11 protein-coding genes are annotated in these 12,047 nt (G+C 54.6%); 9 read left to right on the top strand and 2 right to left on the bottom strand.

Features of this window, described 5'->3' with window-relative positions:
- Window positions 1–12: 12 nt before the first annotated feature.
- The gene (locus tag AC790_RS02985; protein WP_049850871.1) at window positions 13–1,188 is read right to left on the bottom strand and encodes a TerD family protein; all 1,176 of its coding nucleotides are present in this window, start codon (window positions 1,186–1,188) and stop codon (window positions 13–15) included.
- Window positions 1,188–1,772, bottom strand: a complete 585-nt coding sequence (locus AC790_RS02980) for a TerD family protein (RefSeq protein ID WP_007890733.1) — start codon at window positions 1,770–1,772, stop codon at window positions 1,188–1,190. The genes AC790_RS02985 and AC790_RS02980 overlap by 1 nt, the downstream gene beginning before the upstream one ends.
- A gap of 320 nt (window positions 1,773–2,092) precedes the next feature.
- Between AC790_RS02980 and AC790_RS02975 the strand changes: the two genes are divergently transcribed.
- From AC790_RS02975 to AC790_RS02935, 9 genes are all read left to right on the top strand, one after another.
- Window positions 2,093–3,151, top strand: coding sequence for an ATP-grasp domain-containing protein (locus AC790_RS02975; RefSeq protein WP_049850870.1), 1,059 nt, complete (start codon window positions 2,093–2,095; stop codon window positions 3,149–3,151).
- 10 nt (window positions 3,152–3,161) lie between these two features.
- Window positions 3,162–4,289: a phosphoribosyltransferase domain-containing protein gene (locus AC790_RS02970; RefSeq protein WP_049850869.1), complete on the top strand. Its 1,128-nt coding sequence runs from the start codon at window positions 3,162–3,164 to the stop codon at window positions 4,287–4,289.
- Complete coding sequence (locus tag AC790_RS02965; RefSeq protein ID WP_049850868.1) at window positions 4,282–5,055, top strand: hypothetical protein; 774 nt, start codon at window positions 4,282–4,284, stop codon at window positions 5,053–5,055. Before AC790_RS02970 ends, AC790_RS02965 begins: the two co-directional genes overlap by 8 nt.
- 1 nt (window position 5,056) lies before the next feature.
- Window positions 5,057–6,136, top strand: coding sequence for a cysteine protease StiP family protein (locus AC790_RS02960; RefSeq protein WP_049850867.1), 1,080 nt, complete (start codon window positions 5,057–5,059; stop codon window positions 6,134–6,136).
- Window positions 6,136–7,089, top strand: a complete 954-nt coding sequence (locus AC790_RS02955) for an HpcH/HpaI aldolase/citrate lyase family protein (RefSeq protein ID WP_049850866.1) — start codon at window positions 6,136–6,138, stop codon at window positions 7,087–7,089. The genes AC790_RS02960 and AC790_RS02955 overlap by 1 nt, the downstream gene beginning before the upstream one ends.
- Before the next feature lie 87 nt (window positions 7,090–7,176).
- The gene (locus AC790_RS02950; protein ID WP_007890739.1) at window positions 7,177–7,644 is read left to right on the top strand and encodes a hypothetical protein; all 468 of its coding nucleotides are present in this window, start codon (window positions 7,177–7,179) and stop codon (window positions 7,642–7,644) included.
- 565 nt (window positions 7,645–8,209) lie between these two features.
- Window positions 8,210–8,875, top strand: a complete 666-nt coding sequence (gene tssL, locus AC790_RS02945; RefSeq protein ID WP_369817560.1) for a type VI secretion system protein TssL, short form — start codon at window positions 8,210–8,212, stop codon at window positions 8,873–8,875.
- Between the two features lie 38 nt (window positions 8,876–8,913).
- Complete coding sequence (locus AC790_RS02940; protein WP_049850864.1) at window positions 8,914–11,298, top strand: type VI secretion system Vgr family protein; 2,385 nt, start codon at window positions 8,914–8,916, stop codon at window positions 11,296–11,298.
- Between the two features lie 2 nt (window positions 11,299–11,300).
- A complete protein-coding gene (locus tag AC790_RS02935) occupies window positions 11,301–12,044 on the top strand; it encodes a DUF4123 domain-containing protein (RefSeq protein WP_049850863.1) in 744 nt (247 codons plus the stop codon).
- Window positions 12,045–12,047 lie beyond the last annotated feature (3 nt).

Here is a 12,047-nt window from a genome sequence, read left to right as displayed (position 1 = left end):
CTCTGTCTGTAATTATTTGGAACCGGCTCGCCAGTTGAATCCCCAACCGAAAGCTTTGTCCATATCGGAATGCCCGTTAAAGAACTGATTGATACGCTCGACGCGGATACTGCCGTTCTCATTGACGAGGCGAGCAATCGCACACATGTTGCGGCGGTTCTCCCCTTCCGTCATACGCGTTTCAATCGGTGGCTGGTCTGGGATGTGCAGCGTTACTACGCCATCCGTTTTGTCCCAGCTGGCCGCGCCTTGGTAGATGAAGGCAAAAATCAGCACTTCACGAATCTGGCTCCACTCGCGACCGTTAATGTGCAGCCATTCACCATCGGTAACCTCGCCAGTGCGATCGTCGCCCTGCAAGTGTACGAAAGGTTTGGCATGCATGGCGCCAAAGTTGCCGCCGAGTGCCTGAATCACGCCGCGCGAACCGTCTTGCAGCTCAACGAAGGCGCCGAGATCGAGATCCACGCCTTTGTTGCCGCCGAAGAAGGAGCGCAATCCGCCGCCACCGCTGTTCGTCTCACGATGCCAGTTGAGGTTGATGCGGATCTCACCGAAGTTATCGCGCTTGGTCAGGCTGATCGCTGGTTTCTCTTTGGTGAGAGAAACTTTGCTCAGATTGATTTTTGCCGGTGCAGGTGTTGGAGCTGGAGCTGGAGCCGCCTGCGGCGCTGGAGCAGGCGTTGGTGCCGGCTCAGCCACATCGACACCAAAATGTTCCGCCAGCGGCTGCAGGCCGCCGTTGAAACCCTGTGCAATAAAGCGGAATTTCCAGTCATTATTGCGACGGTACAGTTCGCCGAGGATCAACGCCGCTTCCTGACGTCCCACCAGCTCCACGCTGCCGTTCAGCAGCACTTCGCCGCCCTGCTCCACCTGAATTGCCAGGCGTTGCAAACCCGACACGTTGCGGCCGCCGTCACAGGTAACGGTGAAGGCAACTTTCTGGACCTCCGGACGCAAGCGGTTGAGATCGACAGCAAAGGCAGAATTGTGCCCTTCGCTTTTCAGGCTGATGGTACGGTCATCGTTATCCGGCTGACCGTAGAACACCATGTCGGCATCGCCATTCACTTTGCCGCTGGCAAACAGACGAAATGCCGAAGCATCAACGGCGCCGCCAGACAGCACGCGCACCGTCAGCAGATTTGCGGGAACGGGAGCATTGCTCCCCGGCGTCATATTCATTAGCGCACCACTGCGGCAACGATGTCGTTTTGCATCGCGTCGATGGTACGACCCGCGCTCGCGCGACCATGCGCCGTGAAGTCCCACAGTCCGCCGTTGCGGTGCAGGGAAGCAATCACGATGCCGGTGTGGCTGCCTTGCTCGGTCAGTTCATAGCGCGCCAGCTCTTTGCCGTTTTGATCGACGACGCGGCAGAAAGCATTTTCCACTTCGTTGAAGGTCTGGCCCTGGAAGCTGTTCACCGTAAACGCCAGATACTCAACGTTGGCCGGCAGACGTGATAATTCGACGTTGATCACTTCATCGTCGCCGTCACCTTCGCCGGTACGGTTATCGCCGCTGTGCTTAACGGCACCGCATTTCGAGGTTAATGCGCGGAACCAGATGGTATCAATGGCATTACCGGCTTGATCCAGTAATACGCAGCTGGCATCGAGATCAATTGAATCACTGCCGCCACCGAAAAGCTTGCCCATGAAGCCTTTCTTTTTAATTGGATCCCAGCCTAAGCCGAAATGGAGTTTATTCAGCGAAGCGGTTTGTTTGCTGAGTGAGACCGTCTGATTCTTGCTTAATGAAACCATGTCATAATTCCTTCAAACAGGTTTGAAAAGGGTTTTATATTTGCTTCAAATTCCATGAGGCCAAAATCATATCATGATGATATTGATGAGCGGCATTAATTTTCACAGCAATTTCATGAAACAAAATAAATCGTTTTATAAGAACAACTTAAGCAAATCACTGCAGTTCAACCCACGCACTAAACATGACAATTCTTTACATTAAAATTCATAAGGTTACGTTAGGGTAAAAAATCATATTATGATTGACTAGTTACGGCATGATAAATACACTCGCAATCCATAACCCACCGGCAAGCCTCCTGCGGAAATAATTAGAAATGTCTCACAAAATTTGGCTAATGGAAGGTTTATCCTCCCAGCGCGATATAATTACTGGCATTACGTCTACAACTAAAAAACATAACTACAATGTGTCGATTTATGCATCGCATCGCCAACAGCGTAATGAAATACTTTCTTTGGCGGATCATGCATTAATAGAACCCAACGATGTTAATCAGCGCCTCGAATTTATTCTTTCTACCGTAGAAAAATACGCCATTCAGGCGATTCATACAGGCCGCCATGCCCATTGGTTTGAGGCACATCGCGCTGCCATTGAAGCCAGCGGCGCACGCTTAACCACGGGCGCGCGCGATCTCGCCATGCTGGATCTGGCTGACGATAAAGTCGCGTTTGCCCAGCGCATGGAGAGCCTTAACCTGCCGGTGGTGCCTTCGCTGCGTGTCGACTCACCGGCTCAGTTACGTGAGCTGATCGCCAGCCAGCCGTTTGGCGATCTGCCGCTGTGCGTAAAACCGGTTAAAGGCATTTATGGCATGGGATTCTGGCAGTTTGATGAAAGCGTCTCGCCGATGGCGGCGTTCACTCATCCGGATGCACGCCGGGTTAATGCAAAATATTATCTCCAGGCGCTGGAAGCCGCCGACAGCATGGAACCGCTGGTATTAATGCCGTGGCTGCCGGGGCCGGAATATTCCGTCGATATGCTGGCGGAAAACGGCAAAGTGCTGGCCGCCGTGGCGCGTCGCAAAGAGGGTGCGTTGCAGTATCTCGAGTACAGCGGCGAAGCCTTTGAGCTGGCACAAGCTTGTGCTGCAGCCATGGGCGCCGATGGATTGATCAACGTGCAGACGCGCAATGATGCCAGCGGCAAACCGTTATTACTGGAGATCAATATGCGTCCTTCCGGCGGCATTGGTTACACGCGCTTCAGCGGCATAAATCTTCCCGGCTTGTTTGCGCTACGCCAGCTAGGCTTGATCAGTCAGCAGCAGGCAATCGACGAATCCCGCAGCGCCTTCGCGCCAGCCACCGTCCGCGCGCTGAGCGACGTGGTCGCTTACAACTCCGTCCTGTCCAACCAGGTTCAATGAGGAACATTCCATGACCACACTTTGGAGCAGGACGCTTTCATGCGGCACGCTGAGCGTCACGCCAACCGGCGGCATTAGCGCCATCGACGACCTGTTTGAGATCGCCGAGCGCCGCAATCCCAAGCGCGCTTTCCTGTTCGTCAGTAAAGTGCTCGGCCGCCATATTCCAGTTGAGCCGGAAAAAATGCGCGCCGTTTATCGCCAACTGGCCGAGCAGTTTCCGCCTTTCGCTGAGGGCCCGGTGCTGTTTATCGGCATGGCCGAAACCGCAGTTGGCCTCGGCGCAGGCGTATTTGATGAAGTGCGCCAGCGCGCAGGCGAAGCGGTGTATCTCACCTCGACGCGCCATGCGCAGCAGGCCGATTTACTGTGCGAGTTTAAAGAGAATCATAGCCACGCCACCGATCATCTGATCTATTTGCCCGATGATGCGCAGTTGCGCCATCGGGTGCTGAATGCGCGCACGCTGGTAATGATTGATGACGAAGCCACCACCGGCAACACCTTTATCAATCTGCTCGAAGCGCTGCGCAACGACGGCGGCTTAAAGCAGATCGAGCAGGTTATCGCCGTCACCCTCACCGACTGGAGCGGCGAGGCGCTAGCCGCGCGCTGTCCGGTTGCGCTGCGCAGCATATCGCTGGTGCAAGGTGACTGGCACTGGCAGCAGGACCCGGATGCCGCGCTGCCGCCGATGCCCGCCGTCGCACTCAACGATGCTGCCACCGTGCCAATTACCGGTAAACAGAGCTGGGGCCGACTCGGCATGGCAGCCCCCGCCGCCGATCTCGCTGCAGCCATTCAGGCGCAGCCGGGAGAGAAAATTCTCGTGCTCGGCAGCAGTGAATTTGTCTGGGAACCCTTCCTGCTGGCCGAACGGCTGGCGGCGCAGGGCGCGCAGGTGAAATACAGCTCCACCACGCGTTCACCGATCGCCACCGGTTTTGCCATCGAATCGGCGATTGCCTTCGGCGACAACTACGGCCTCGGCATCGCCAACTTCGTTTATAACGTGGCGCATCAGCAGTTTGACCGCATTTTGTTGTGCATCGAAACGCCCGTCGACAGCGTGGACCCGCTGTTAACCGCGGCACTGGCCAAGGTTGCGCCCCAGGTTGAGGTGATTAGCTATGAATAAGCCGGTGATTTTTTCCGACCTTGACGACACGCTATTTCAAACGCGCCGCAAAATGGTGGACGAGCTGGATCTTGAGCCGTTCCGCACCGGCGCGCTCGATCTCAGCCTGCAGCCTCGCAGCTTTATGACTGAGGAGCAGTCGATGCTCGTCGACTGGATGATTGAGCAAGCCGATTTGATCCCGGTCACCGCACGCGGCACCGAAGAGATTGCCCGCGTGCAAGTCCCTTTCCGTTCCTGGGCGGTGACCACGCACGGCGCAGTGATCCTCAATCCGCAAGGTGAGGAAGATGCCGAATGGCGCGCGCACATGCTGGAACAACTCACGCCTTACGGTCCGGCGCTGCTCTCCATGCAGCAGGCGATTACCGACCTGATGGCAGAACGCGACATCAATGGCTGGGCGCGCATCAACTATGAATATGGCGTGACGCCGATCTATCTGGTGATGAAGCATCGCGACAGCACGCGGCTCGCAGAGCTTTATGCCATCGCCGATGAAATCGAGCAACGCTTCCCGACTGCCGGCTACTACATCCATCGCAATAGCAACAATGTGGCCTGGCTGCCGAACGTGGTGGAAAAAGGCTTAGCCGTCAGCTTCCTGCTGGAAAAACTGCGTAAAGAACGCGGCGTGTTCCCGGTGATTGGCCTCGGCGACAGCCTCAGCGATCACCGCTTTATGAAGCTGTGCAGCTGGTACGGTATTCCACGTCAAAGCCAGTTTGCCGAGCGCATCAACCAATCAATATTCGGAGAACCATAAGATGGTGAATAACCTGCCTTTCTCTGGATCTTACCAACCCGGCGACGTCGAATTTTTGCTGAAACCGGTCGAAATCGACATGACGCCGGTCGAGCAAAAAGAGCAGCTGATTCAATCCGGCGCGCGTCACTATTCCGAAATGCTGAGCCAGGAACCAGAACCGACGCGCTGGCACCTCGAGCTGTTTTCCCGCGCGCTGGATCAGGGCGCGGGCCGCCTGGCGAAAGAGGTCATCATGCTGGCGCGGACGCTGGCGCAGCAGTTTGGCGACACGCCGATTGTGCTGGTAAGCCTGGTGCGTGCAGGCGTGCCGCTCGGCGTGATGCTGCAACAGGCGCTGCGTGCGATGGGCCGCGAATCTTACCATTACGGCATCAGCATCATCCGCGATCGCGGCATTGATAGCGCGGCGCTGGAGATCATTGAAGCGCGCCACGGCAGTGACGGCATTGTGTTCGTCGATGGCTGGACCGGCAAAGGCGCCATCACTGGCGAGCTGATCCGCAGCCTGGAACAGCGTCCCGGCTATCCGGTGCAACCACGTTTAGTGGTGCTGGCCGATCCTTGTGGCCGGGCGTGGCTTTCGGCCAGCGATGATGACTGGCTGATCCCGTTTGGCATTATGGGCGCGCCGGTGTCGGGCTTGATCTCGCGCTCGTTGTGGTCTGAAGAGGGCTTGCACGGCTGCGTGCAGTGCGACCACTTAGCGCAATACGATTGCAGTCAGCAGTTGGTGAACACCGTGGCGGAATACGCGCGCGCGCTGGACATCAGCTCCCTGCCCGCTTGCCAGCAGGATCCACAACATCAGCAACGGCTAGTCGCGCAAAGTGAAGCGGTAATCGCCATGCTGGCGGAGCGTTATCAGGTGAACAGCATTAACCGCATCAAGCCGGGCATCGCCGAAGCCACGCGCGCCGTGCTGCGTCGTGTGCCGGATCAGGTGCTGGTGCGTTCGGTGGACGATCCCGACGTGGCGCTGCTGGTCTATCTGGCCCAACAAAAAGGGCTAACCATCACAGAAGCGGGAGCCGATCTTGGGCAATACCGCGCCGTGACGATAATCAAAAAGGTGCTGTGATGAACGACCGTCTCTCTCCGTGGCGTTTGGGCGCAACGCTATATATGCCGGCGGTGCGCAGCGATATCGTCGATGCCATTCTGCACAATAAAATCAGCGGCCTGCGCTCGCTGGTGATCTGCCTGGAAGATGCGGTGAGTGATGCCGATCTGCCGCAGGCGCTGCACAATCTGCAGCAAATTTTGCAGGTGTTGAATGCCGAACAGCGCGCCAATGGCAACGCGCAGTGGCCGCTGGTTTTTGTCCGTCCACGCAACAGCGAGATGGGCGCATGGCTGGTGAAAAACCTCAACCTCAGCGCGATCGATGGTTTTGTGCTGCCGAAATTCACCGCCGATTCTTTACCGGTATGGTGGCAGATTCTCGAACCGAGCCATCTGTGCATGATGCCGACGCTGGAAACTGAAGAGGTGTTTGACGTGGTGGCGATGCGCGAGCTGGCTCTCACGCTGCAGAACCATCCCTGCCGCCAGCGGGTGATTGCCCTGCGCATTGGCGGTAACGACTTGATGAATGTGCTCTCTTTGCGCCGCTCGCGTCAATTCACGCTGTATGACAGCCCGATGGGTTACACCATTAAAATGCTGGTGGCGGTGTTTGCTTCGCGTGATTTTGCGCTGACCGCACCGGTGTGCGAGCACATCGACGATCAGCAGATTATGGATCAGGAACTGGCACTGGATATCGCGCACGGTTTGGTCGGCAAAACCGCCATCCATCCCAGCCAGATCGGCAAGATTCAGGAGATGCTGATGGTATCGGCCAGCGATCAGGCTGACGCGTTCCGCATCCTCAACTCCAGCCAGGCAGTTTTCAAATCGCAGGGCGCGATGTGCGAACCGGCGACGCATCGCCGCTGGGCCGCCGCGATCCTGGCGCGCGCGCAGGAATATGGCATTGCACCGGATACCCGATCTGAGGATGCGCCGGTTTTTCGGAACCTATTTACCTGATATTTAAACACCCTCTGATACTGTCGAAAACCGTTTGCCAGGAGGGCGATACAGACCATTGAACTTTAACGCAGGCCTCAATCGACCATGCAACTCAGTACCCGACAGACACGCGTATTTATGCTGGCCTCACTGCTCAGCAGCGGCAAACCGATAGCGTCCAGCCGCATTTTAGCCTCGCTCGACTGCTCCGAACCCACGCTAACGCGCGCGCTAAAAGAACTGCGTGAATCCTGGTCTGCGGAGATTAAATACAGCCGCCTCACCCACTGCTATCAGTTGACTGACGCTGGCAAACTCGACAAAAAAAGCCTGCGTCATATTAATGAAGCACTCAAGCTCAACGCTGAACTGCAGCAGAGCGAAACCGTTAGCCGGGTATTTCTCGACAAAGAGAAAAAGAAAGCGGTGTCGCTGTCATTACGCATGTCTGTTTTGAGGAAAATCGACCAGGTGGTGCGGTTGAGTGAAACTACACGGAGCGATGCGGTAGAGATGCTGGTGGAGAGCGGGCTGGATGAGTTGATTGCGCGGTTGCGGCAGGTAAAAAAGTAAAAGTTAATAATATCTAAAAACGACCTTAAAATAGGCTGGTAAATATATGCATTAACGTTAATTAAAAACTTCCATGAGAACATAAAACTGCAAAACTCATTAAAGCCAAAACAATATAATTTTTTTACTCTCATTATTAACGCCACCGTAACTACATTCATTTTCGCACATACACACTCCTCGCCGGATAAATATAGCCTTACTATCTCCATCAGGCTGCAGCGCTGCGGTTTAATGACATCGTATGTTGCAAACCAAGCCAAAAAATTAAAACCCAATTAAATCAACGATAATAACCTATTAGCACCTGTTAATAGATAACGTTAAAGTTACTTTTAACAGCATCGTTAAAATCAATTCGTAAATAGAGCCGCATTCCAAAATTTGAATTTCCAGCTTGATAAACTATCACTCAATGTAATACCTTCATCGCCACTGAAGTTTAAACATTGCGCGAAAAGCACAGAGTCCAGCTTTTTAACTGCACTTGTAATAAGCATTGGCAATGCACTCGATTTAATTTGTTATCGGGTTAAGGGATTAACATTACTCAGTAGTTACCAGGATGGTGCTCATGACCTCTGCAGATCACAACATCTCAATTAATACCCTCGACACTCTGATGCAGGAAACCTGGCTGTTGTCTCTCGCCATACGAAACGGACAAACCATCACCATTGATGATGCGCTCTACCAGCGCTGTTTCACCCTGATCGAGCAGGTCCAGGATAAACTCCTCGCCGCTGGTGCGCCCCCTATTTTCTGCGAGGAGATCACGTTCGCGCATAGCGTATTTCTTGATGAACTGATCATGACGATCCCGGATACAGACATCTCTGTCTGGTGGAAACGCTCGCCGCTACAGGGATATTTTCTCGCTCATCTTAATGGGGGTGAAATCTTCTACGAACGCATCAGAACGTTGCTGCATGAACCCGCGCCTACGGAAACTCTTGTGGCCTGCTATTACCGCATGTTGCGCTTCGGCTATATCGGAAAGTGTCTGACGGAAGATAACGAAGAGCGTATTTCGCTGATGCAGAAGCTAAAAGCACTATTACCTGAGCAGGCTGAATCACCCGACAAACCGATTTTTATTCAACGTTCACCCTATAAATCATCGTTCTGGCTGCGCGCTCCCTGGGTTATTCGTAGCGGTATTATCGTTGCCATTGCTATTGCCACATTCATCATGAACGGTCATCTGCAATATCTGACTGGCAAAGGGTAAAGGCCAGACCAATACACATTTCAGGAAGGAATCTGTTAATGGGCAGAAAGGATTTTGTTCTCCAGGGCGGAACTACGCCGGTTTATAACCACTATCAGCTAAACATCTCTGCGCTGAAAAACCAGCATCCGGATATTCAGTTATCGGTGCTGCGTTTTAATGGTGAGGAGGCGTTAAATACGCCCTGGCGCTACACCATTGAGATAACCAGTGCTACCCGCGATATTCCGGCTGAGATTTTAATTAACAGCGCGGCTCAGTTGCTGTTTTATCCCGACGGTCAACCCTGGCAATCGGTAGAGCCACGCATTCTGCGCGGCGTAATTACTGCTTTTCAGCAGTGTGAGTCCTCTGCTGATGAAACGCGGTATGTGGTGACGCTGGAGTCTCGCCTGGCACTCCTACGATCCAGCCTCACGTATGCCGTTTATCAACACCTGAGCGTGCCGGGTGTAGTAGAAGATATTCTGAAACGCTGGGAATTCTCTTCACTCGATTATCACTTCCAGTTAAGCACGCAGTATCCGGTGCGCGATTTCTATATCTCTTACGCCGAAAGCGATCTTGCATTTATTGAGCGCCACCTCGCACGTATTGGCGTGTTTTATTACTTCAGCTGGGATGAGGAAAATCACCGTGATGTGCTGGTGCTGGGGGATAGCGCGCAGGCATACGCCTCAGAAATGCCTATTGCATTTCGTCATCCGTCAGGCCTGTTTGATGGTGGGCAGGAATCACTGTGGAATATATCCCTTAACCATCAGTCGGTTGCAGCAAGCACAAAACTCAATGATGAGTATTACCGCCATGCGCAGGATGACATGCAGGCCGAGGTTGAAACCGATCCCGATAAACCGGCACTGACTGGAACGCTTTACCGCTACGGTGAGAATTATCAGGAGCGAGGTAAAGAATTTCAGGCGCTGCCGGAACAGGGCCAGTGGTTTGCCCGGCGTCGCCAGGAACGCCTGATCACCGAGCAAATCACCTTTGCAGGCAGCACCAATGCCATGGAGGTTCGTCCGGGCATGGTCATCTCGCCACAAGGCAAAGCGTGGCCGGATGCGCCCGATGGCCTGCTGGTCATTGCAACCTCTTCAACCCGAATTTCACGTGATACTGCCTACGTTATTCGTTTCACCGCCGTACCGGTACGCTCCTACAGTCCCTATCGCCCACCGCTGAAAACCTGGCCGCACATTGCGGGAACACTGCTGGCACGCGTAACCAGCCCGGTTGACAATGCGCAGTATGCCGAACTTGATGAACATGGACGTTATCGGGTGCGGTTCCAGTTCGATGTGAATGCGTCATGGCAATCTGGTTTTGAAAGCGTGCCGGTGCGGTTAGCGAAGCCCTATGCAGGGAATGTCTACGGCTGGCACTTCCCGCTGATAGCCGGAACGCAGGTAATGATTGCCTTCACCAACGGCGATCCCGACAGGCCGTACATCCTCTGCTCGATGCATGACTCGCGTCATGAAGACCCGATTAATCTCTATAATTATCAACGCAATGTATTGCGGACGCCGGCAAACAACAAACTCAGGTTTGAGGATCGTCGGGGCTATGAGCATGTCAAACTCTCGACGGAATTTGGCGGTAAAAGCCAGCTATCGCTCGGTCATATCGTTGATAATGCCCGCTCTAAGCGGGGTGAAGGTTTTGAACTGCGCACAGACAGCACGGGTACGCTGCGTGCCGGTAAAGGTCTTTTCCTTACTGCAGATGCGCAGATTACCGCAACCGGTAAGGTGCTGGAGATGGCCCCAGCGCTATGCCTTATCAAAGGTGCGCTCAGCCAGATTAGCGACTGGCAAACCATCACGCAGTCACACCACAATTTCCAGCCCGATGCCGCCCATCTAAAGGCTTATCTGACGGCAGTCGATCAGCTGAAATCCCCGGCAATACTGCTGAGCGCACCGGAAGGTATCGGTGCGGTTAGCCCCAAAAGCATCCTGCTTAATTCAGGCACCACTCTGCACCTGCAAAGCCAGACGGAAACCAGTATTGCCAGCGACAAACGTATTCAGGTCAACGCCCGTCAGGCGATTTCTTTGCTGTCGCAGCAGGAGGGAATCCGCATGGTGTCAGGCAAAGGACCGCTGACGGTGGAATCCCATGCTGACACATTAGGACTGACGGCGATGAAAGATATCAGCGTGCAGACCGTGCAGGGGGAACTGCGGCTAACCGCGAAAAACGGCATCGTGCTGGGCTGCGGCGGCGCAACCATCCGGATCACGCCGCAAGGCGATATTCAGATCCATTCGCCGGGTAAAACCAGCATCCGTGGCGCGCATGCCTGGGATACTCCTGCCAGCGAAGAAACTCTCTTGCCAGAACTGCCTAAATCGGTGTGCAAAGCGTGCCTGAAAAAGGCGCAGGAGGCGGCGCTGGCTTTTGCGCCGCGGGGCTAACGATGACGAATAAAGACAACGGTAAGACATGGCTGAAGCAGGCTTCTGCCCTCTGCACTGCAGCCGGGCAGGATTATATCGATGTGCTGGTAGATCAGGCCGGTAGCGTGCAGCCGCTGCAGCAGGCGCTGAACCAGATAACCCCGCCATTACGCTGGTTCGCGCTATTCGAAGGTACGCCGGAAGCCGCAACGGCAGAGTATTCGCCGCTGGTAATGCGACTGCACTGGAGCGCCGGCAGCCACCAGCGCTGGCTGGAACAGCTGGTGGAGCATTTCACCGGCTCGCCGCGCCTGACGTTACTGCTATCACCGTTGGCGTTCGATCTACTGAGCAGCCATCTGCAGGCACTCTCTCAGGTTCACTGGGAAGAGCAAACCGGCTTACTGCGTTACTACGACAACCGCGTGTTTCCGTCGCTGCTGGAACACGTTCTGACCCCGGAGCAGCAGGCGGCGTTCACCGATATCGCGCTGTTCTGGAGCTGGCGAGATCGGGATGGCGAGCTAGTGTGGAAAACCGGCACATGGCACCCGGAGCGACAGCTTACTGATGCTCCGGCGATGAATCGCATTAATGATGCACAGGTTGAGCTGATGGGATGTATCAGCGATGCAGAGGCGCTGATGAAAGAGCGGGCGACTACGTCTGGCTCTCGAGAAGCAGACTTTGCAAACAGTTTCGCCATCGCTTTAAAGGCAAGCCGGGAAGGTTATGTGGGCGATCTTATGGATTATAAGGAATAAACC

Origin of the sequence: Pantoea sp. RIT-PI-b (assembly GCF_001187905.1) — a bacterium.
In the GTDB taxonomy this organism is placed as follows: domain Bacteria; phylum Pseudomonadota; class Gammaproteobacteria; order Enterobacterales; family Enterobacteriaceae; genus Pantoea; species Pantoea nemavictus.
The sequence above is the reverse complement of the archived record's forward strand: the minus strand, read 5'-3'. Positions and strand labels throughout refer to the sequence as shown.